This window comes from Gimesia fumaroli (genome assembly GCF_007754425.1).
In the GTDB taxonomy this organism is placed as follows: Bacteria; Planctomycetota; Planctomycetia; order Planctomycetales; family Planctomycetaceae; genus Gimesia; species Gimesia fumaroli.
The window spans coordinates 6,941,249-6,963,526 of the sequence record NZ_CP037452.1 but is presented as its reverse complement, the minus strand read 5'-3'; the positions used below and the strand labels follow the sequence as shown (position 1 = coordinate 6,963,526).

Below are 22,278 nucleotides of genomic sequence, written 5' to 3'. Positions count from 1 at the left end.
TCTGTCATCCATTCGCCTCAATCTCTCGTCGGAATGATAACAGATAACAGACAACGCGTCATCCAAGTGTGGACTCCAATTGGTAATTTTTGCCCCCTTTTGATAAACGAACTGTTCAGTCTACGAAATCCGCAAACTCTTCCAGGAAAAGGCCGCCTTAAACTCTTTGCAACCCCCGTATATCGACACACCGAACATGTTCAATAGAGCAGTGTCTAATCAGACAAGGCCATCTCCCTGCAAGAGATTTACCGTTCCGTGCCGTTTAAGAATCCTGCTTTACTGTCACTTCGGACGGCGGAGTGTTAATGTATTGGATAAAGAGAGTAGCAAGTCGTACTTTTTTGCGCTTGCCTGGACCCTGCTACCCTTAATACTGAAATCAAGAGCACGAACATGTTTTGTCTCAACGTCATTCTCACTTTAAAAAATGCCTCTGACGAAGGGGAAATTCAGGGACTGCTGACCGAAGCCTGTCGACTGTCTCGCACCGAACCAGGTTGCCTCAAATTTGACGCCTATCACTCTGAAGGCGAACCGGCAACGTTTGTGCTGGTCGAACACTGGGAAAGTGAAGACGCGTGGAAAACCCATCGCGAAGCAAAAGCGTATACCGAAATTTACCAACCCCAAATTCTGCCTCGTGTCGAACGAGTCCCTTATAGAATGAAGCTGCTGCTGGAATAACCGGCAGGCTGCAATCATAATACTACGCCTGAACCATCTTCAGGACCGGTACTCCATTCCGATTCTCAAACCATCGCTATCGAAAAACTACAGAGGAAAAACGTCGATGTCATCCGATTCCCAACCTATCTTGAACCGTTATAGTTCCCGCATCACCCAGCCCCGTTCACAAGGGGCTTCGCAGGCCATGCTGTATGCCACCGGCATGACTGAAGAGGATATGAACAAGGCCCAGGTCGGAATTTCCAGCGTCTGGTACGAAGGCAATTCCTGTAACATGCATCTCAACAAACTGGCTGCCAAGGTCAAAGAAGGTGTAGAGGCCGCCGGTCTGGTAGGCCTGCGATTCAATACCATTGGAGTGAGTGACGGAATCTCGATGGGTACCGACGGCATGTCTTACTCCCTGCAATCCCGCGACTTGATCGCCGACAGTATTGAAACCGTTACCTGTGCCCAGTGGTATGATGCCAACATCTCACTCCCCGGCTGTGATAAGAACATGCCCGGCTGCCTGATCGCTATGGGTCGCTTCAACCGTCCTTCGTTAATGGTTTACGGTGGAACGATCGCCCCCGGTTGTTTGAATAATGAGAAGCTGGATATTGTCTCTGCGTTTCAGTCTTACGGAGAGTATCTCGCCGGCTCGATTGACGATGATACGCGTAAACAGATCGTGCAGAAGAGCTGTCCCGGTGCGGGTGCCTGCGGCGGCATGTATACTGCCAACACAATGTCGTCCGCTATTGAAGCTCTGGGTATGTCACTGCCTTACAGCTCTTCGATTCCTGCTGAGCATCCTGAAAAACTGGAAGAGTGTATTCGCGCCGGTGCCGCGATCAAAAAACTGCTGGAACTTGATCTTAAACCTCGTGACATCATGACCCGTGAAGCATTTGAAAATGCAATGGTCCTGATCGTCGCCTTGGGTGGTTCAACCAATGCGGTTCTGCATATGCTGGCGATTGCCCGTTCCGTCAACATCGAACTGACCATCGACGACTTCCAGGCGGTCAGCGATCGTGTACCATTACTGGCCGACTTCAAACCCAGCGGTAAATACGTCATGGCTGACCTGCAGGAACAGGGTGGCACCCCTGCTGTGCTCAAATATCTGCTGGAAAAAGGTTTTATCAACGGTGACTGCATGACCGTGACCGGAAAAACTCTGGCAGAGAATCTGGCAGAACTTCCCGGCCTCAAAGAAGGGCAGGACATCATCCACACTGTAGAAAACCCGATCAAACCAACGGGGCACCTGCAGATTCTTAAAGGAAACCTGGCACCAACGGGTGCGGTTGCCAAGATCACCGGTAAAGAAGGTCTGGTCTTCAAAGGGACTGCGAACGTGTTCGATTCCGAAGAAGACATGCTCAAGGCACTCGAAGACAAAAAAATCAACAAAGGGGATGTGATCATCATTCGTTACGAAGGTCCCAAAGGGGGACCCGGTATGCCTGAGATGTTGACTCCAACTTCTGCTATCATGGGCGCCGGCCTCGGTAAAGATGTGGCTCTGTTGACTGACGGTCGTTTTTCCGGCGGTTCGCACGGCTTCATCGTCGGTCACGTCACGCCCGAAGCACAGGATGGCGGGCCGATTGCTCTGGTCAAAACCGGAGACAAAGTAACCATCGACGCCGAGAATAATCGGATGGATATGGAAGTCAGCGACGAAGAACTTGAAGAACGTCGCAATGCCTGGACGGCACCCCCGTTCAAATACACACGCGGCACACTGTATAAATACATCAAAAACGTCAAGTCCGCTTCAGAAGGTTGCGTAACCGACGAGTAAGCGAAAAAATATTCAAATCCAAGGCCCGGAAACAGTCCACTGTTCCCGGGCCTTTTTTTCGCTCCAGGTCTCACCAATACGTTTACTTGTGAGAAACGCCTCTAACCCGATTAGTGTAGGGTGCGGCCCTATGTGGCCGCCCGCAGGGTCAACGTCGTATGCAGGACCAACGTGCGCATGTTTTAGCTTGTCCTATCCAGCGAGTCAGACAAATTTGTGCCTCACAAGGCGGGCGAGCACACAGACTCGCCCCTACAAGTTTGCTTGTGAGGAACGCTTTCCCCTCACTGGGTAACCCCGAATGCAATTCGGGGTTGTCGAAGGCAACGGGAACGGTTTAATTCTTTTCTGTTACCGCGGGTTTTGCATTGCCGGAGGATTGTTCCATCAACTTCATCTGCTTGTCCTTCAACGCTTGCAGATTCTTTTTCAGGATGCGTCGGATGCCGCCAACAGTGTCACCTTCTTTCAGTGTATCGAATGAAACCACCATATCATGTTCATCGACGAGTACCCGCAAGTCGTAGGTCTTGAAGATGCCGTTCCAGCGATAATGATGTTTCCGCAGAATCGCCCCTGATTCATCAACCTCTTCGGAAGGATTTCCCTGTTTGAACTCTTGCAACTCGGTAAACGGGAACTCCGCTCGGTCACCGGCCTCGGCCATCGCCGTTTCCATACTTTGTACCGTATTCGCCTGCGACGATTTCGCGCGCCATTCGAACAGCACGATTCCCAGTAAAATCGCAATAAAGATCCAGGAAACAATACGACGTTGCGCGCTGACTTTTTTTTTCGGTTTCGGAGCTGGTTCTGGAGTTTCGGCTGGTTCGGGGGGCGAATTCATGATTGCTTCCTTTTGAGGGAGAAGTGTCTGGTGTCGGTAACGGGACGAATATCAGAAGCTGTCTTTCATAAAGCGGCAGGCCGGACTGCTCCGTTCGGCTGTGCTTCCCCCTAAGCAGAGGTCAATTCAGTCTACCCAATCCAAGGCTCTACCTCAAACTGAAGTTGAAAATTTCCCCCAGGCTTCACCGAGCTCTCATGATTCGCTTAGAAAATCCCACGTGGCTCTTCATCGGCAAAGGGATGCAGCGCCTGGATTCCCTTTGGTTTCGGCAGTGCATTGACCAATGCTTCGGCCATGCGGAAGTCGGCAGCTGTCGTAATCTTCTGATTAAGAGGCGAGCCTTCGACAATCTTCACCGGATGCCCCAGATTTTCGATCAACTGGGCTTCATCGGTGGCTTGAAAATCGCCGCGCTGTGCATAAGCGTCTAACAACAACTGACGTTTGAAGACCTGAGGCGTCTGAGCCGCCCAGAGATCGGTACGGTCGACCGTCTCCACAATCTGCCGCGCTTTATCGACCCGTTTCAGCGTACTGGAAACCCGGACGGCGGGTATCACCGCGTCATGTTTTTCAGCCGCCGCGAAATATTCACCAACCCATTTATCTGTAATCAACGGCCGGGCCGCGTCGTGAATAGCTACATAATCAATGTCAGCTTTCACTCGCGCCAGGGCATTCTGAACCGAATCGGCGCGTTCCTGACCGCCGGCTACAATTTCGGCCTCCATAAATGCCAGATTCGGGCGGAACTTCTGCTTGAACCATTCGATATCTTCTTCTGCAACTGAAATGATCATTTGCTTCACATCTTCGCGATTCGAGAATATTTCCGCCGACCGTACCCAGACTGCACGTCCTTTCAAATCCATGAACGGTTTTTTCTGAGGCCCCGCCCCCAGAATATCAGCCCCCTTCGATCGAAACCGCGTACTTTTGCCGGCTGCTGCCAGAATCACTGCAAAGCTCGCCACTGTGTTTTCCTCTCCATTGAAAATACTGCTCAAGACTGTCCTTTGCTGAAGTTTAACAGGCGGGAATTCGTCATCCAATAGTAGACTCACTCGGATTCTGACGAGATACGTATGAAAGTCCCACGCCTGAAATCAGCGTGTTATCTGCTGTTGATAAAAATCAACACGCACCACGTTTGATGTCTTTTCGCCACATCTCTTTCGAGAATCTCAGTCAGTCGCTGAAGAATTCGTTTTACACAAGCCTTTACAAAACAACAACTTATTCACACCTCGTCTGAAAACCTTAACAAGTTGGCACTCCATTTGTTTAAAAACAGAAGCACTTCGTTAAACGGAGACACAAGACAGATTCTTCTCTGTCCTGTGTGACTGCAGTTTTTTCGATCCAGAGAATTCACTTTTTGTATTTTGAAATAGAGAAAGCCACTATGGAACTTCCCACACTGATTCTGGACACACACGACACCGTGCTTCAGCAGCAGATCCTTGCTCATTTCAAAAAAACATTCCATCTAATCCTGTGCAATAACCTGGAAGATTGCCACAGGCATTGCCGCGAACAGACCATTGATTCGGTGCTCGTCGATCTGCGGTTTCTGATTTCCGGCGGTCACCAGGAAGACCACCTGCTGGAACTGATTCAAAATACCGTACCCGATGCAGAGCTCATCATGCTGACGGAAGAAGAGTGCCCGGAAATTCTGGAACGTCGGGCCGCCTGCAGCAACATCCTGCACATCAAAGGTTTTGCCAGTGAAGCAGAACTGCTGCTGGAAATTGATTCCTGCCTGCATCCTGATGAAGAAGTTGTCGTTACCAAATCACTCGCCATGAACTCGGCTCCCAGCAACAGTACCGGAGGATCATCAATGGAAAATAAGCTCCCCTCTCACCTGCCTGTTGAGCCGAAGCCAGAACGAAACGTTTCTGAACCAGCCGACTCGCATGCCATCACTCGTCGCTTCGAAACGAACTCGCATGAGATGAAGCTCATGTTGAATGAACTGGAAATTGCCGCCCAGCATGATGTCACGGTATTGTTGATCGGTGAAACGGGAGCCGGCAAAACATATCTCTCACGGCTGATTCACGATGTCTCACCACGTCGCAATGAACCATTTTTGAATGTCGCCTGCGGTGCCTTACCAAATGACCTGATTGAAAGTGAACTGTTCGGCCATGTGCGGGGTGCCTTCACGAGTGCTCATGCCGACAAAGACGGTAAGTTTCTAGCCGCCGGTCGTGGGACAGTTCTGCTTGACGAAATCGACGTTTTAGGACCGGAACAGCAGGTCAAACTCTTACGCGTGATTGAAACGGGAGAGTTTGAACCGATCGGCTCGAACAAAACGCACGTCAATCAGGCCCGACTGGTCGTCGCCAGCAACATGGACCTGCAACCCCTGGTCGAGCAAGGAAAATTTCGGCCTGACCTGTATTACCGATTGAACATGTTGAAGTTTGATGTGTTGCCTTTACGACGACGTAAAGCGGATATCATTACGCTGGCAAATGATTTCGTGCAGCAGATGTCAACGAAGCATAAAATCGTGATTGATCGGATTGACGAAGAATTCATGGAAGCCCTGCACTCCTACCCCTGGCCGGGTAACGTGCGTGAGCTGGAAAACGTGATCCGCCGGGCCGTCATTTACTGTCGCGAAGGCGTGTTACGCAAAGAGAATCTGCCGTCTCATATTCTCATGGGACAAGTCGGCCCGACGAATGATCCTTCGGTCGTTCTCGGTCATGCCAAAAATGATTCCGAACGTTTGGGAGATCAGGTCGCGGTTACAGAAAAAGAGTTAATTGAACAGGCTCTGTTCAAAAACAACTACAGCCGCACGAATACGGCGAAAACGCTGGGCATCAGCCGCGTGACGCTGTACAACAAAATGAAAAAGTACGGTATGAATACGAAAAAATGATGGCACCAGAATAGTGCCATCATGATTCAGAGTTGATTTGAACAGGATCGGTCTACTTCTTGGGACCGACCAGTTCAATCAGGTTCCCGTCAGGATCACGCAGCAGCGTCAGATAAATGCCTTTCGGGAACCCTTCCGGCAATGAAATCGGGCCTTTGGCAATCGGTTTCACACCATAGGCCTTGGCCCGTTCCAGTGCGGCGGTTGTATCTTTGACATAGATCGTCAGATAACTGACTCCCAGTGAAGAGTGGATAAAGGAATTATCGACCTTCTTGCCCGGAGCATCTTTAAACTGCATCAATTTCACATTTGTAGCGGTGCTGTCGTTTTCCAGTACCAGCGGATAAACCTTGAAGGCCAGGTTATCAGACAGTCCCGAATCTCCTCCCATTTCCGGAGTCACTTCAAACGGCTCACGTTCTTTTAAGCCCAATGCATTTTTGTAAAAGTTAAGTGACTTATCGAGATCGCTGACCACGATTCCAAAATCGACGGTTGACTTCGCAAATTCTGCTTCGGGTACAGTTTTGCTGTTGGCGGCCCATGCAGCTAACCCACTCACGACCAATACAATCAAAGTCGTATAGATCAGCTCGCGATTGACAAAACTGGAATTCTTCATCGAGTGACTCCTGAAGGAAAATACAATCAAGGCAAACATCATTCACAAAACGGCCTTACTCATATCAGGCTACTTTGATCAGAAACAGACCTCAAGCCGATCTGACCTGTTTCTCCAAAACTATTTAAAATCTCGACTTAGTTCACAAATTGAGCTTGTGATTTTGCGAGAAAATGATCGCGTGAGTTTCTCGCCACGAACAATCTCGGTTTCCCTCATTCCCATCGTGTGAATCCCTGTCTTATTTTTTCTTTGAACACACTCACGAAGATGCTATAACAACTAAACACAACCTGCCTGAATTTATTTACATCCTGAATAAGAGGAAACACGATGAAGTTGGCCTTGAATACCAGTCTGTGTTGTCTGATCTGTTTTGCAATTTTCAATCACGCGAACTCACAGGCAGTCGCCGATGAAAAACCGGCACTGAAACGGACCCGGTTTCACATCGTAACGCCGGATGGAAAAGAGCCCAAGGTCTTTTATTTTGCGAAAGACTACTACAATACCGGGTCGCCCACGTTCTCAGCAGATGGAACGAAGCTCGCCTTTGATGGCTGGAAATCACAGGAGGGCGAGTCGTTCTCCAATTCGCAAATCATGGTCGTCAATGCGGATGGAACCGACTTCAAAGTTCTGGGACCGGGTGCCATGCCCAGCTGGTCGCCGGGAGGTAATCGGATCGCGTTCTCTCAATCTTCTCCTTATGGTGTAGCCATGATGAACGCCGACGGTTCCAACCGACAAATGATTGAAGAACGTGGCTGGGGCGCCCAGTGGTCACCGGATGGCAAAAAAATTGCCTATAGCGCTCGGACTGGTAGCGGAACCAATCTTCGGGTGTACGATTTAATTGAAGATACAAAAACCGACCTGTTCCCGGAAGGCGAATGCCCCTACTCCAGCCTGTACTGGAATATGACCTGGTCGCCCGATAGCAACTGGGTCTGCTTCAAAGGTCGCCGGAAGGATAATCGAACCTACGATGTCGCGACCATCAATGTGAACGGGATGAAGGAAGGCTATAAGGTTCACTTCAACGACAAAGCCGCCCCCTATGCGGACTTTACCTGGCATCCCCAGGGAGAGATGATTGTCTTCTGCCCGGCTTCCAAGCCGCGTCAATTGCACCAATTCAATCCCGCAGAAGACAAAGCCCCCGAACCGATTGACATCAAAATCGATGGCTACATCAACGGCGACGTCAGCTTCACTCCCGACGGCCAGCATCTACTGTTCAACATGCGCGACAAACAAGATTAACAGCAGACATTCTGTCAGGGAATCGGCTGTGGGAAGGTCATCCGTTGTTCAGCGGCTTCGGAAACCTTCAACACGGACGGCGTAACCAGCAGAAAACAGCGCTTCGTTTTTTGGGGATTATCCAGCCGCGTCTGACGAGCCCATTGTGAAAACATGAATGAGGATTCTTCTTTCGTGATATGCTCGGTGACGTCAACCAGCATAGACTTTCCCTGGGGAATTTTGATAATTTTTAGATGAGACAACGCATCCAGAGCATCTTTGGCATTGATCGCGAAGGACAGTTGTATGTTCTCATCTTTCAACAGCTCTGGGCGTACCTGGACCTGATATTCCGTTTTTTCGTGAGGCGGGGGCTCGCCAAACAGACTCAATTCAGCGGACTGCCCGTTGAACAAAGTAAGTCTAGACAGTTGCAGACGATTCACCCCTTTTCCCTGTTCCGACATCTGCTTTATTAATTCGACCTGCTTCGCATCAATCACGATTCCCTCATCGAGATTCTGCGTCTGCAACTGCTTTAATAAATGTCGGGCATCGGGGGATTGAGACAGATCCCACTCTTTGAGCCATGCCTGCAGATCATCAGCGGAAACAACGTTCAAGTTGAGCTGAAGCATCACATCTTGAACGGCTCTAAGTTTCATCAATAACTCAGCCAGTTGCTCATGCCCTGCCCGTGTATGCCGCACGACCAGTGCCAACATTTCGGGATAAGGCCTGATCGAACTATAGTCTTTCCGGGATTCGTCCCAGGCTTCTGGTGTGACATTCTGTTTGATCAATTCAATTAAAGGTTCAAATCGAGGTTGTGGCACCGGCGGGGCAGGACCAGGCTTCTTTCCCGGAATGAAAAACTTACGCGGAACGGGAACCACCAGATCGGCAACGGGATAGATCTGAAGAAGCAGCGGCTCCTCATTCTTAAAGTTTGATTCATCAAGTTGAGTCCATCCCATCACGCCGGCATCGCTGTCGACACCGACACCATGCAGCACTTGACCTGCTTCAACAGGGTTAACCTTCTCCAGCTGAAACATGACGAGCAACACTTTCGGTACTTCTGTTTCCTGATGTAAGTCCAAGCCACCTACTAACAGGACCTGTCCCGGTTTCATCAGGTTGACATCTTTGAAAAGGCTTTCACGGATTAGCGGAACTTCGATCTCTTGTTCCTGACCGGTTTTCTGATTTAGCACCTTCTGTTTCGTCAGGCCTTCATTTTCCGATAACGTGATTCGATAGTTCAGCATTCCCCGTTGGTTGATTCCCTTGCTCTCAAAATAGGTGACGTCGGTGGCAAGACCGACAGTATAGTTTGCCACTGAATCATGCTGACCTGCACCCGCAAATTTTGTCTCATAAACAGAGCGTTGTTTCGTTTCAAATTGAACGGACTGTCCATCCATGAACCGGACGCGTGGAGCTGACAAGGTCTCGGTGTTCGCCATTATCGCAATCAGTTGCTGAACTTCCTTGAAGCGTTTTTCATCGAAAACTTCGCAAATCAAAGAGGGGCGACTGATTGCTTCTGCTCCTACGGAAACAAGCTCACCTGATTTCTCGTCTTCCGCCACGACTGGAATCTGCTTCACTTGAAAGACTTTCACATTCTTTCGCTTTGAACTGATCTGTTCCAACAGGCTGCGTGGAACCGCAATGAACTTCATTTTCAGCTCCAATGGCGTAATTTCTTCCGCCGCCAGTTCTGCGAGGACCTGTTCAACCTGTTCGTGATATGCCGGATCTTGTCCCCATACAAACAGTTGATCATTTCTGATATGAACTCCACCGATTCTTCTGATCCAGTAAGGCTTTCTCTCGTCTTTCAATGGGATTTGCGATTCTCCGAAATAGATCGGAGTGGAGTCACGCAATTTTGGTTTTCCGTTAACTTCTGCTAGCTCTCCCAGTTCCCGCGCCCTTGTATTGATTTTTTTCTCCAGAAATTGCTCGGCCTGAATGGTCCCCACTGTGTTTCTGGCTTTTTCTAACAACTCTTTAATGGGATAAGCGCGAATTCTGGCCGTGCGGGAAATCCAGTCCTGAATGTCAATTTCGGAGGAAAAATATGGAATATCCGAGGAATATAATTGCCTGAAGACCTTATTGGACTTCAGCATTTCGAACTTGTCATAGAAGGGGACAAAATCGGCAGTCTGCTGCTCCGTTTCGATGGCATGCTTGGTACTCGTCCGCTGAATCGCAGATCGCGTCTGCTCGCTTTGATGCAATGACGTTTCCACTTCAGGATTGGCGGCCGTCACCACAAACGCAGCGCCCGGCAGCACGACTGCTGCGAGCATCACAAACAGTATCCAGCACCACCAGGGTGTTCGTTTTTGACATCCTTGTCCCAGTTTCATAATTCGCTCCAGACGTTTTGAGGTAATTTCCACCGGACGCACGCCCGGCACAACAGGCACCGCATTGAGGGTCTGCTTGAGCTCCAATACTTCCAGCAGACAACCCGCATAGACTCGCGGATCACAGTTCAATCCGGCCAGCACTTCTTCATCGCAACACTGTTCAATTTCCAGCTTCAACCGACGGCCTGTAAACCAGACCAGCGGATGAAACCACCAGACCACCGAGGTTAACAATTGAAACAGCCCGAACCACAGGTCGCCGCGGCGAATGTGAATTAGTTCGTGGGCCAGAATCAGTTCGAGTTCTGCTACCGTTCGGGCGTTGGTGATCACAGTGGGTAAGACAATCAGCGGACGAAACAGACCAATCACCGCCGGTCCGAGGCGACTGTTCGTCACCACCAGCCGGACACGGCGTTTTAAATGGAGTTCGTCGCACAGTCGCGCAAGCAGCGATTCCAGTTCTGGGTGCGTCTGCGTTCCCGTCCGCCGTAACATGATCCAGCAGCGCCCATAGCGAACACCCATTACAGTCAAAATCAGCGCCGCGATGCCCAACCAGAGGCACAACAAAAGATTGAAGAGAGTCCAGGCAGATGTGTGCAATTCAGGTTTTTGATTTTCAATTGCGGGAAGAACGGTGGCGGTTTTCGGGGCGCGATTTCCAGTTGCCTGCGCAGCGCCATTATGTACTGTGATCTTGGTGCGCCTGGCGTGTGAGTCGAGTGCGGGCAACTGACTCAAATCATCTCCCAGCGATTGTCGGATCGATTCGGTCAGCGTGAGTCCCCACTGCTCCGTTCCTGCCGGATCGGCGGGCGCGGATTGCTGCAGTGACTCCTGCACCCAGCAAAACAGGCCGCTGGAGCTGCTCCAAAGCGGAGGCGTCATAAATTTGATCAGCACCAGGAACCACAACAGAAACGTCAAATGCGCTCGGCGGAACCGGAACAGTTTACAGAGCAGATAGACGGCCAGCACCAGCAACGAACATTGCCAGACTTGCTGCCAGACCAGCTGTACGAGCGTTGTCTCATTCAGATGCATCACGTTCCTCCGTCAATTGATCAAGCAACGTTTTGAGCGCATCAAGATCCTGCCGACTGACATTGCGGTCTTCAATCAGGTGCTGCATTAATGGAAACGTCTCGCCGGCGAAGAGTCGATCGACGAGATCATCGACCGTTTCGCGAATGACCGTGCGCGGTTTGACCCGCGGCGAATAGATGCGGGTGCGGCCGTCAAGTTTGACATTCACATATCCCTTTTTCTCCAGGCGGCGGAGGTAGGTCTGCACAGTAGTAAAATCGATGCCTCGCGATTTCGGAAAAGACTCGAAGACTTCACGCACGGTGGCGTGCTTCAAGCCCCACAAGGCACGGGCGACTTCCATTTCCCCTTTGGATAGCGCGGGTCGTTCGGTCATCTGCATCCCTTCAAGTACAAGTGTAATTGCCGGAGTATAATTACATTTGTAATTGAGTCAAGTTGGGATTTCAAATTCGCTGCAAAGAGCCATCAAGGAGCCCCAAAGTCAATCTCTAATTCACCGATCTTAAAAATAGAAGGGACTTTGAAATTCTTGGCAAACCATGTTTGGAATTGGTCTTCCGATCGCTTAGAATCATGTCATGATTTTGAGGCCTGCCGATAAATTCACTCGAGTTTCATTTGCACTCGAAAATCGTTAAGTAGTTATATAATACCCATTTCCATTTTTTGGGAATCCTGAGAATGAGTGTCCGATCCGCCAGACCGAAAGTAAATGATCTGATCTTTCGCTTGATAGGTCGCTCTATCCACCCCGAACTTTACACAACTTGCGCAGCCGTGGAAGTTGTTCAGAAAGATTTTTCTGCCACGATTCGCATCTGTGAAACCGGCCACATCGCCAGTATTCAACATCAGAAAAAATCGGTGTCTGAGATTCTGACCTCGTTTCAAAATCCACTGCCGAGCCAGAAACGTTTGCTGGAAAAACCGGTACGGGGTTGTCGATCAGAATCGGTCCAGTTGGATTCCGGCTTGTATTATCAGGTCAGTTACCAGTTGGAAGAACTTGATTATACGATTTTCAAAAATGTGCATGAAGAATATTTGATGGACGCTGAACGTTCCGATCTGGCATATCACTTTGTTTCGGAAAGTCGGCTCACTCCCGGTGCACTGAGCATTGTTGATTTCGAAGCCAATCAATCGAGCCTGTTGATTCACGCGTTCCACACATTCCCCGATGAACTGGCTGTTGTTAAAACGCAATCGTTATTCGAGTTTTAAACACGAATTAAAATAAAAGGATGTCATTGATCAGCGTCAGGGAAGACGGTTCACCGTAAACCATGATAGGCGATCAAGTGTTGTCTTTAAGATCTTTAATGCTGTTGTGTCTCTGCTGGTGCACACTGGGAATGCTTGCTTCCCCATCGGAAGCGGCATCGCGCTATCGCAGCCCGTACTACTCTTCGTCGGTGAGTGCCCGCTATCGCAACCACTCTGCGTACCGCTATCGCTACTCTCCCCGATCCAGCTATTATCGAAACTATAGTGTTCCCCGTTCAACGTACTACGGCTATGGTGCCCGGCGGTATAATTACCGGTATCGCCCCTACGCGGCCGCCGCCAGCTATCGCTATTACCGCCCGAGCTACTACAGTTTTTACGACTATCCAGCCGTTGGCTATTCGTATTACGGATACAACAGACTCTACCCGCGCCGGTTCTGTGGTGCCTGGAACACCTATTCTTCCTGCTACTGTTCGCCTTATTCAGGATTTCAAAGTGCTTACTATCCTTATGCCGGCAGTTACAGCGTATTCGGCGGCAGCTATGCACCGTTGTGGGGAAGCTATACTCCTTATTGGGGTACGTATTCTCCGAACTGGGGTGCCTACTACGGTTCTCCCTGGTCGTACTACCCTGGTTATTATGGTAGCTACTACGGTCTAGGTTGCGGGGTCTGGCCTTATCGACCGACCCTGTATGGCAGTCTGTTGTTTCAGTCCGGCTATAACATGGGCTACTACGGTCGCAGCTATTATCGCTTCTGGTAATTCCAGAACCGCATCGCGCAGCTAAGGCCCCGAAACCAGCATCACTCCCACGATGACATCATAGGTCGCATGCGCGCCGACAGTGATCCCGAACCCTCGCAGGAAAAACAGGCCGGCAAAGAAAAGTCCTGCCACCGTCCGAAAGGTGAAACTGAAGACCGAAAACTGATCACCGGATGCACCGACATAATGTGCGAGTGAGAAGATCAGGCTTGTCGTAATAATCGCCAGCACAGCTGAGGGACGGACTTCAAGCATCATCCCCCGAAACAGCAGATAGCACAGAGGCAGCAGTAACAGGCGAAACATGACTTCTTCGTAGACGCCGGCCCCGACAAAACTGACGACGCGCGAAGCCGACTCCCGTTCGATGAACATCGTCACCGGCTGCGGTAATTGCTGAAATGCCAGATCCTGTACCTGCCCTAAGATGATCAGACAGAACGCAAATAACAGACTCTCGGCAAACATTCCCAGCAGTGTCTCGCCGGAAAATTTCCAGGGATGCTTCAACACGATATGCCACATCAGCAGGGTGCCGACAATCAACGCCGGCAGAAGAAATGTTTGCGTGAGCCCCAGTTGCGATAACCAGCTCCGCATCCAGTAGTCGGCACCATTGCGAATCAACTCCGGCTGACTGCCCCCCATGGAAAGCACGCCCAACTCATAGATCAACAATAACGGCGCCAGAAACACCAGGCAGACCAGTGGTTGCCGTGCTTCTGCCCAATAACCGTCGGCAGCGAAAGTAATCTCGCTTTGAGAGTTGTTCTTCTGTGTCATAACTTACGTATGCCCGGATTCGGGATTGTTGTCGCGTTTTGACGTTCCGTTGATCCCATCAGCGTCGCCCGGCCCGCCACGCATTTTTTTTCTTAACTGTCTACTGTCGGTTTTGTTTTGGTTAAATCAGTGCCGGCATGGAAGTGGGGCGGCGGTATCAGCGACTCAGACACATCTCGACGATAGTTCTGGAATCGCCTGAGTGAAAAAGGGTCGTTATGTTGATCGGCCTGACTCAGTTCTTCGGGCAAATTTGGATCCAGGGCTGCCATTAACTGACCGACGGCGGTCTGATCCCATTCGCCGCGAATCGTTTCCCGATACAACTGCAGCGCTGCAGCAAAAGCTGCTTCTTCGCTGTCAAAGCTTCGAATTCCGTCAGCCGTCAATTCGCGCCGGTTATTTTTCAATTCCAGATAACGGCAGACCACCGCCATTCGCCGCGCGTGTTCACCGAGCGCCGTCGTATGCAACCGACGTGGATAACCAGTGCCGTCCAGACGCTCGTGATGCTGTGAGACAATTTCACACAGGTATGAATCTCCCGGAAAACCGCGTACGCCTCCCAGCAAAGCGGCTCCCAGAACGGGATGTTCTCCTCGCTCATCGTCTACGATTCTCTGTTGATCATCAGACAGATCGGACTTGTTTTGCTGCAGCATCAACCAGCCGAAGTCATGCAACAGACCGGCCATCATCAACAACTCCGAATTGCCCTGCCAATCCCGCACCCGTCGGCTTACGGCATTGATCAGGCGGGCCGTTTCGAGACCGCGCGCGAAAACCGGCAAGTCCTCACCCGACATACTCTGACGGGCGACATCCAGAAAATCACTAAAAGATAAAAACAAGATCTGTCCCGGATCGCTCAGATGCACATCGTCATTTTTGATTTTGCGTAACAGATTGAGCAGATAGTTCGGATTGCAGAAGGGCTTCGTCCAGATCTCCTGTGTCGCTTCTTTCAATTGCTTCAGATAGTGCAATGAGGTCTGACCCAAGAGCAATTGCTGCCGAATGTACTGCTGCTCCTGCCGCACATAATCCAGGATTCGCTCCAGAATTGGCAATTGCTGCTGTGAAACGGAATGCGTGGGATGAGTATCCAGATAGAGTCGGCATCGCTGTAAGATTACCTGCACCCGGATATGTAACTGAATCAGAGTCCGTTGTTGACCGGCAATTTTCAGATCCTGATTCTCTTCGTTCAGTTCCTGATACTCTTTTCGGAGCGCTGTATACTCCGGATTATTGGCTTCCAATGGTTCAGCGGCCTGCGCACGCAACGCGGTCCAGTCATCTCGTTCCTGACGAACGGGTGGAGCAAGCCAGCGGAGCAGTCTGGTGGGATGATTCACAATCTCTTTCCCGTCGGAAGCGGACTCATCGTATTAATCGTTGCGATACGAAGGATTCAGAAACCTCTATCAGAGTGTCTTATCGGCGTTTTTGTGGATTGGGATTGAACCGTTTGGATTTTTTTCGGATTGGGTCGTCTGCAAAAAGCGGCGCTTATCATATTGCTATTACATTACTTACAACGCAGTGCCTGGTGAACATATTCACCCTGACACAGCGATCTTCGTAGAAACGCGCAGTAGCAGAATTCCGGACTCCTACGATAATACCTGCGTCAATCATACCGATTATGAGAATTTCTCAATTTCCAGTCACAGGGACGCCGATTTGAGACTAGAGGGGCTTTTTTCTCCTGTCTACTTGTGGTGATTTCGCCAACAAGCATAGAATTCAGAGAAGAAGCTTGGAACTTAAGGCAATTTAAAGAACTTTTACTGATTTCACAGTGTCCTGAATTAATAGGACTGACATCAGTCTTCAGAACCCAATTCGATCCTAACCGACAGGCAGGAAAATTCTAATGGCTACGGATTTCCGGCAAAAAGAGCGACTCCCCGAAATCACTGACCGTATTGTTGAGACCTATCACGAAATTGGGACGGTCCATCATTTAGGTCATTGTCCGCTGCCAAGCCAGGATGCCGTGATTGAAGCGGCTCAGGAATTGAAAGACGTGATCTTTCCAGGCTACAGCCGTCGACAGAATCTGCATCTGGGTAATGTGACATATCACGTCGGAAATATCATCGATTCGCTGCATGACATTCTGACGGTCCAGATCGGCCGCGCGATGCGGCACCAGTATGTGCAGAACCACGGTGCCGACTGCGAAGAACTCTCCAAGATCGATTTTGAAGCGGAAGGCCAGAAAAAGACCATCCAGTTCCTGGAAACCATTCCAGATATCCGACGCGCCCTGGCGACCGACGTTCAGGCCGCACTTGACGGCGATCCGGCGGCGACCTGCTTTGATGAAATCATCTTCTGCTATCCAGGCCTGGAAGCAATCACCATCTATCGTATTGCGCATGAGTTATACAAAATGGATGTGCCCATCATTCCACGCATGTTATCGGAATGGGCACACTCGCAGACCGGGATCGACATTCACCCCGGTGCTACCATCGGTAACTCGTTCTTTATTGACCACGGTACGGGGGTGGTGATTGGAGAAACCTGCGAAATTGCCGAGAATGTGAAGGTCTATCAAGGGGTCACCCTGGGCGCCTTGAGCTTCCCCAAAGACTCTGAAGGCCGCATCATTCGCGAGCAGAAACGACATCCCACGATCGAAAAAGGCGTTGTCATTTATGCCAACGCGACGATTCTGGGAGGCGACACGGTGATTGGTCAGGACGCCGTAATTGGTGCGAGTGTCTCGCTGATGAAGAGCGTGCTACCCAATACGATTGTCACCATCGAAAAGCCATCACTGCGATTTCGCGAAGCATCCTGAATCTGATCGACGGGCCTTTGATTGCAGCAGACCACTTTCCCTGCACGCTTTGAGAGCCGAGCCCGCTCCTCTCTCTACGGCCGTTTCTGCCTGAGCATCCATAAAAAAATCCTGTGTGAATTCAACTTACTGAACTCACACAGGATTGGATTGTAAATAAGAATGTATCAGGCAATCGCGCGTTTGGGGCCTTCATCTTCTTTCTGGTCGCCTTTGATGGTACCGACATGGTCCAGAGTACGATCCAGTTGTGAGGCCAGTTTTTCCTGTGTTTCCAGTAAGGAAGCGGCGGCAACTTCATAGCTCTGTTCGCGGTTGGTGAGCTGGTCGGCTCGTTGTTGAAGCTCTTCGGAGAACTTTGTCAGTTCTTCCATCATCGCTTCCAGATCAGCCAGCAGGCCTTTCTGTTCTTCGTCGGAAAGCTGCTCGTGATCGGCAAGTGATTCTTCCTGCTCCTCTTTCTGGTGTTTAATCTGTGACAATAATGCAGCAGCCCCCTGTTCCCTTCGTGTTTCGTATTGTTCAATCAATTGAAAATCCTGCTCAATCAGGTCGATAAGTTCAGACGCTGACAGGCCCTTCAGAGTAGTTTCATTCGTCATTGAGTGATCTCTTTTTTTATCTGGGGTGAAAGGGGCGCTCGTCTCAAGCGGCGAGCCAGATAAGGGAGCGGTGGTAACGCTCGTTGCTGTTTGTGGGCTGGATAGACGAAATACAAATTCGATTGCCCCAATTGTAATCACATCACCATCGGATACGACTGATGATTGTACCGGGATCCCATTCAGTAATAATTTTGGTTGAGGAGCGATGGCTTCGATAGTAACTTCCCCTGATTTCAGATGCACTACTGTATGCAGGATCGGCATCTCATCACCGGCTAACTGGAGACCACAGCTGGAGCCTGCTCCTATCGTCAGTCGGTCCTCTTGAAGAGGACGCACGGGAAATTTTGTTTTTCCCTTAGTGATTTCCAGAGAATACTGGTGGGAAGATTCTACAACCACAGACTTTTCAACCTCGTGTTGAGACGGGAACTTTGTGATTCCTCAGGGCTCTTTTTCAATGCCACATAGGACTGAATCGACCGTCTGTTGAGGGCAGCATGAGAAAACGTTCGAGTTACTTTTTGATCAAAAATCATTGATGGTTTAGAGCATCAACCAAACCAAATTCTGTGACGGTTAGTCAATTTAGTAAAGCACAGACCTGGTCAATTTGATTCAAAATAGGAAAAAGAAAAAGACTTTCCCCGTCAAAGGCTTTATAGATCCTTGTTAACAAAGGAAACACCTCAGCCGGATTCTGATTGACTTAGATGAAGGACCTGGGACGAATGTTTGACCAGATATAAGAATCTGTTCATTGAGAATTTGGCTAAGGTGTGCAGAGAAAGCTGCGCTCGGTTAAGGCGTTCTCCCATTGAAAAACGGGCAGCTTCGTAATGGCCTCAGTCAATTTTATTGCCAGGCAGTTTCCGTTCCGTCGGCGGGGGCAGCAGATTCGGTTCGGGTGGCTTGGGGGTTGTTTTCGGCGGAACATACCCTTCGCAAGTCAGCTTGATATTGCCTCCCAGCGAAACCCGGAATTCGGAGTTGCTGTCCAAGGCAGTCCATCCCGCCAGTACACCGCGCTGATCAGCATATTCCCGCGCGACCAGATAAGCATCGTAGCTGTCTGACCAGACGCGAAAATTCAGATAAAACAACCGCGGATTGATTCGCCTCAGATCTTGCCGAAACAGGGCTGACGGCTTTCGGAGCCGTTCTGATGTATCTCCGCGCCCCTCACGTGGCTCTAAAATCAGGTAAGGCACACCGCCCGCCGGCTTAAGTTTAATCCGCCAGTCACGGTTCCCGACATTCTTGTTTTCAAACAGTTTGACCAGTTTGTCGCAATCGACCGCCTGCTCCTGAGCTGTCACCAGTCGACTCTGGGCAATCGCTTTCAGCGCTAATGCCTGTAGCAGCGGGATATCCACTCGTAAGACTCGACCATCGTAGCAAACATATTCAACAGGCTTGGCTTCTTTGGGTGCATCGCGGGGATTGGGCAGATTCACAATCTTGGCATTGGGTGTGGGCCCCGGATCGGGTGTCTTGGCGAGTTTCGCTTTGATATCAGCCAGTTCGGTTTCTTTTGTGACGATCGTTTCCTCGATCGTTTTCACTTTTTTGTCCCGTTCCGCGATCTGCTTCTTCAGTTCCTCAATATTGATCTGAATCTCTTTTAATTTCTCCAGCTCTTTCTTCAGCTTTTCCGCCAGCTTCTTTTGTTCGTCAATATTGACGACCTTTTTCTGCTGTGTCAGTTCTTTTACGGTCTGCAGTTGCTCTTGCTCCAGCTCCAGCAGAGAATCCAGCTCTTCTACCTGTTTTTTAGAGCGTTCCATATCTTCGTCGGTGATTTCCGGCAACGCTTCTTTGATACGATCAACTGCCTCGCCAACCCCCAACTGGGTCACCGTCAACAGAATTACCAGAATGCCAACCACATTGGTCATCGTATCCAGCAGTGAATCGAGACTGGCACCGCCGGAGGATCCTCTTTTACGTTTCATTTGTCGATCTAGATTCTCTAAAAGAAATTCAGGTCCATGCTCGTTTACTTGCTCGATGCGCCGGCTGATGAGTGGAAAACCGATGCCACACCCCATGCAGATCACGCTTACTTCTGTATAATAGAATCATAAAAGCGAAACAGGCCAGATCGCAAGCAGGGACCGGTGGTTGTTCCATAAAACGAGCAAGATGGCTGCATAGACCAGGAAACCAAAGTGGACATTATTTCATTAAACATTCCCGGATTGATGATTCTAGGCACCGATACGGACGTCGGCAAGACGTTTGTCTCGACCGCCATCGCCAGACAGTTAACGTCTGAGGGAATCCGCACCGGCGCTTATAAACCAGCGTGCAGCGGTAGTCTGACAGAGAAACAGTCCGGTCGTCATTACTGGGAAGATGTGGCCCTCTTAGCAGAATCGATTGGCGGTACATTTCCTGCAGAACGCATCTGTCCTCAGACCTTTCACGCCCCACTGGCACCACCGGTGGCAGCGGAAAAGGAGGGAAAACAGGTTGATGAAGGGCTGTTAAGTCAGGGAGTTCTCTGGTGGCAGGACCAGGTCGATTTCCTGCTTGTTGAAGGTGTTGGCGGCGTTCTCTGCCCCCTGTCGGATCATCTGCTGGTTGTTGATTTTGCAGCCGCATTGAACTTCCCGATTCTGATCGTGGCACGCGCTGGCCTGGGAACAATCAATCATAGTCTGCTCACCATTGAAGTCCTGCAGCAGCGCGGCTTTTCGATTGCCGGCTTAATACTGAATGATGTCGATCCCGAACTCAGTGATGAATCGCGCAACTCGAATGCGGCACAGATACAACAATGGACAACCGTGCCCGTTTTGTCTTTTGTCCCCTTTGACTGGCAGTCGAACTTGCTTCACCATCAGACTCAAGACAGAATAGACTGGAGACAGCTTGCGAGGGATCACTCCTGATTTGTCAATGTCTGCACCAGATCAGGGCCGCCTGAAATTAGATACCAACAGAGAACAGGTCTGCCGAATCGGCCGCTGTCACAATCGCTTTCCTATTACGTAAAAGAATTCAACCGGAGAAATGGATGAGTATTGATGTTACCTGCCCCGCCTGTGGGGGTTCCATCCAAATCGAAGAAGTCGCGGAAGTCGTTGCCTGTCCGCTCTGTGAAAAGCATTTGCAAATCGACCCTGAAACCAATGAGCCGGTACTGGTCTCAGAGGAGTCAGATGGAACAGAAGTCGCAGAGTCAGAATCGTCTGTCACAGATTCGGAATCGGAAAGTGAGAACGCGGCCCAAGAAGGAGGGGAGGTTGCCGATGAAAGCGAGAATGGAGACGAAGCTACGGAAGAAGCCACAGAAACCGACGCGACGATCACAGCGGAAGAAAATGCTGGCCTGGAATCAGTGCATGCCTTCGCGCACCCGCAGGGAGATCATACAGACGATTTTGATCTGACAAAGACTGACCCCGAACCGGAATCGGCATCGCCATTTTCTTTTCTGCCTGCTGCCAGCGGCGATTCTGGAGAAACGGAATCGGAGCCGGTAGACACCACAGAAGAAACGACGGACTCCGCAGCACAGACCGAAACGACAGAAGAGGACGTCCCGGCAGAAGACTCAACAGAAGTCGCAGAATCCACTTCGGAAGACGAGCCCACGATAGAGTCAGAAACAGCGACAGAAGAATCATCGGCAGAAGCCACTGCAGCAGAAGAAACCAGTTCAGAACCGGAAAGCCAGCCAGCGCCATCAGATTACCGGCAACCGAAAGTGGTTTCCAAACGGTTATTCACGCTGACTCTGACTTACGCCATCGCCGCCACGATTATGATCGCGATGTTGTTATACAAGAAATATCTCGGCGATCCACATCAACTGGAAAGCCTGCCCGATCTGAAACCACCGGTCAAAAATGACGAAATTGCGTTGCAACTGGTTCCCGAAAATGCAGAGTTACCTCCCGGGCATACTTTGAAACTGGGGGAACCCGGACGGCGTTTCGGCAATGTCCTGGTGACGCCGCTCCGCGTTACGCGGGGACCACTCGAATTCGAACACTACACCGGCGACACATCGAAAACCCGCGCGCCTTCAGAAGAGGTATTAAAACTCTACTTGAAATTTGAAAACGTCTCCTCAGATCAGACCTTCGAGCCCCTCGACCAGAAGCTGCTTTTGACACGCGTCTCTGGCAAAACTCCGGAGTCGCAGATGCGGGCAAATAACTTCGTCAGTCGCGTTGACCAGAAGCGGACCAGCGGAAAACGCGTTCTGACTTACGATATGCCCCCTTCCTGGGAATGGAATCTGAAGGGCCAGAATATTAATCAGGAAGCAAAACCGCAAAACCTGGCGCCTGGCGAGAGTATCGAAACGTATGTCGCCACCAACGAAGCAGGCATCGATGATCTAAAAGGGGAACTGGTCTGGCGACTCCAGTTGCGCAAAGGCTATCACCCCAAATCACATCGCGGGGTGACCACATTGATCGAGGTCGTATTCAACAGCGATCAGATCGAACCTGAGTCTCCTGCTGAATCGAAAGAAGAATCGCTGCCAACCAGCTGACCGGGATTG

The 22,278-nt window shown here is 50.3% G+C and carries 18 protein-coding genes and 1 pseudogene; 9 read left to right on the top strand and 10 right to left on the bottom strand.

Annotation, left to right across the window (positions count from 1 at the left end; all coding sequences use genetic code 11):
- Positions 1 to 396 precede the first annotated feature (396 nt).
- Positions 397 to 687: a putative quinol monooxygenase gene (locus tag Enr17x_RS26265; RefSeq protein ID WP_145312923.1), complete on the top strand. Its 291-nt coding sequence runs from the start codon at positions 397 to 399 to the stop codon at positions 685 to 687.
- 106 nt (positions 688 to 793) lie between these two features.
- The gene (gene ilvD, locus Enr17x_RS26260) at positions 794 to 2,485 is read left to right on the top strand and encodes a dihydroxy-acid dehydratase (protein ID WP_145312922.1); all 1,692 of its coding nucleotides are present in this window, start codon (positions 794 to 796) and stop codon (positions 2,483 to 2,485) included.
- A 337-nt stretch (positions 2,486 to 2,822) separates the two neighbouring features.
- Here the strand turns inward: ilvD and Enr17x_RS26255 are convergent, their stop codons facing one another.
- Both Enr17x_RS26255 and ispD read right to left on the bottom strand, forming a co-directional pair.
- The gene (locus Enr17x_RS26255; RefSeq protein WP_145312920.1) at positions 2,823 to 3,332 is read right to left on the bottom strand and encodes a hypothetical protein; all 510 of its coding nucleotides are present in this window, start codon (positions 3,330 to 3,332) and stop codon (positions 2,823 to 2,825) included.
- Positions 3,333 to 3,538: 206 nt separating this feature from the next.
- Positions 3,539 to 4,309, bottom strand: coding sequence for a 2-C-methyl-D-erythritol 4-phosphate cytidylyltransferase (gene ispD / locus Enr17x_RS26250; protein ID WP_145312919.1), 771 nt, complete (start codon positions 4,307 to 4,309; stop codon positions 3,539 to 3,541).
- A gap of 431 nt (positions 4,310 to 4,740) precedes the next feature.
- Here ispD and Enr17x_RS26245 point away from each other — a divergent pair, with 431 nt between their 5' ends.
- The gene (locus Enr17x_RS26245; protein ID WP_145312917.1) at positions 4,741 to 6,240 is read left to right on the top strand and encodes a sigma-54 dependent transcriptional regulator; all 1,500 of its coding nucleotides are present in this window, start codon (positions 4,741 to 4,743) and stop codon (positions 6,238 to 6,240) included.
- A 52-nt stretch (positions 6,241 to 6,292) separates the two neighbouring features.
- Here the strand turns inward: Enr17x_RS26245 and Enr17x_RS26240 are convergent, their stop codons facing one another.
- Complete coding sequence (locus tag Enr17x_RS26240; protein ID WP_145312915.1) at positions 6,293 to 6,865, bottom strand: VOC family protein; 573 nt, start codon at positions 6,863 to 6,865, stop codon at positions 6,293 to 6,295.
- Positions 6,866 to 7,198: 333 nt separating this feature from the next.
- On the opposite strand from Enr17x_RS26240, the gene Enr17x_RS26235 reads away from it, so the two are divergent.
- Positions 7,199 to 8,131: a TolB family protein gene (locus Enr17x_RS26235; RefSeq protein ID WP_145312913.1), complete on the top strand. Its 933-nt coding sequence runs from the start codon at positions 7,199 to 7,201 to the stop codon at positions 8,129 to 8,131.
- A gap of 14 nt (positions 8,132 to 8,145) precedes the next feature.
- Here the strand turns inward: Enr17x_RS26235 and Enr17x_RS26230 are convergent, their stop codons facing one another.
- Both Enr17x_RS26230 and Enr17x_RS26225 read right to left on the bottom strand, forming a co-directional pair.
- Complete coding sequence (locus tag Enr17x_RS26230; protein ID WP_145312911.1) at positions 8,146 to 11,547, bottom strand: M56 family metallopeptidase; 3,402 nt, start codon at positions 11,545 to 11,547, stop codon at positions 8,146 to 8,148.
- Positions 11,534 to 11,926, bottom strand: coding sequence for a BlaI/MecI/CopY family transcriptional regulator (locus tag Enr17x_RS26225; protein ID WP_145312909.1), 393 nt, complete (start codon positions 11,924 to 11,926; stop codon positions 11,534 to 11,536). Before Enr17x_RS26225 ends, Enr17x_RS26230 begins: the two co-directional genes overlap by 14 nt.
- A gap of 308 nt (positions 11,927 to 12,234) precedes the next feature.
- Here Enr17x_RS26225 and Enr17x_RS26220 point away from each other — a divergent pair, with 308 nt between their 5' ends.
- Positions 12,235 to 12,777, top strand: a complete 543-nt coding sequence (locus tag Enr17x_RS26220) for a DUF2617 family protein (protein WP_145312907.1) — start codon at positions 12,235 to 12,237, stop codon at positions 12,775 to 12,777.
- Positions 12,778 to 12,908: 131 nt separating this feature from the next.
- Complete coding sequence (locus tag Enr17x_RS26215) at positions 12,909 to 13,550, top strand: hypothetical protein (protein WP_145312905.1); 642 nt, start codon at positions 12,909 to 12,911, stop codon at positions 13,548 to 13,550.
- A gap of 21 nt (positions 13,551 to 13,571) precedes the next feature.
- On the opposite strand, the gene Enr17x_RS26210 is transcribed toward Enr17x_RS26215, so the two are convergent.
- Positions 13,572 to 14,336: a CPBP family intramembrane glutamic endopeptidase gene (locus Enr17x_RS26210; RefSeq protein ID WP_145312903.1), complete on the bottom strand. Its 765-nt coding sequence runs from the start codon at positions 14,334 to 14,336 to the stop codon at positions 13,572 to 13,574.
- 92 nt (positions 14,337 to 14,428) lie between these two features.
- The gene (locus Enr17x_RS26205) at positions 14,429 to 15,694 is read right to left on the bottom strand and encodes an HD-GYP domain-containing protein (protein ID WP_145312901.1); all 1,266 of its coding nucleotides are present in this window, start codon (positions 15,692 to 15,694) and stop codon (positions 14,429 to 14,431) included.
- A gap of 521 nt (positions 15,695 to 16,215) precedes the next feature.
- Between Enr17x_RS26205 and Enr17x_RS26200 the strand changes: the two genes are divergently transcribed.
- Positions 16,216 to 17,151: a serine O-acetyltransferase gene (locus tag Enr17x_RS26200; protein WP_145312900.1), complete on the top strand. Its 936-nt coding sequence runs from the start codon at positions 16,216 to 16,218 to the stop codon at positions 17,149 to 17,151.
- A 167-nt stretch (positions 17,152 to 17,318) separates the two neighbouring features.
- On the opposite strand, the gene Enr17x_RS30190 is transcribed toward Enr17x_RS26200, so the two are convergent.
- The 3 genes and pseudogenes from Enr17x_RS30190 to Enr17x_RS26190 form a co-directional block, all read right to left on the bottom strand.
- The gene (locus Enr17x_RS30190) at positions 17,319 to 17,753 is read right to left on the bottom strand and encodes a hypothetical protein (protein ID WP_232100863.1); all 435 of its coding nucleotides are present in this window, start codon (positions 17,751 to 17,753) and stop codon (positions 17,319 to 17,321) included.
- A gap of 117 nt (positions 17,754 to 17,870) precedes the next feature.
- Positions 17,871 to 18,158, bottom strand: a pseudogene (locus Enr17x_RS30415) (FHA domain-containing protein); the annotation flags it as partial.
- Positions 18,159 to 18,601: 443 nt separating this feature from the next.
- Positions 18,602 to 19,711, bottom strand: coding sequence for a hypothetical protein (locus Enr17x_RS26190; RefSeq protein WP_145312899.1), 1,110 nt, complete (start codon positions 19,709 to 19,711; stop codon positions 18,602 to 18,604).
- A 216-nt stretch (positions 19,712 to 19,927) separates the two neighbouring features.
- On the opposite strand from Enr17x_RS26190, the gene bioD reads away from it, so the two are divergent.
- Positions 19,928 to 20,653, top strand: a complete 726-nt coding sequence (gene bioD / locus Enr17x_RS26185) for a dethiobiotin synthase (RefSeq protein WP_145312897.1) — start codon at positions 19,928 to 19,930, stop codon at positions 20,651 to 20,653.
- Positions 20,654 to 20,778: 125 nt separating this feature from the next.
- Entirely contained in the window at positions 20,779 to 22,269 is a 1,491-nt protein-coding gene (locus Enr17x_RS26180) for a hypothetical protein (RefSeq protein WP_145312895.1), read from the top strand.
- Positions 22,270 to 22,278 lie beyond the last annotated feature (9 nt).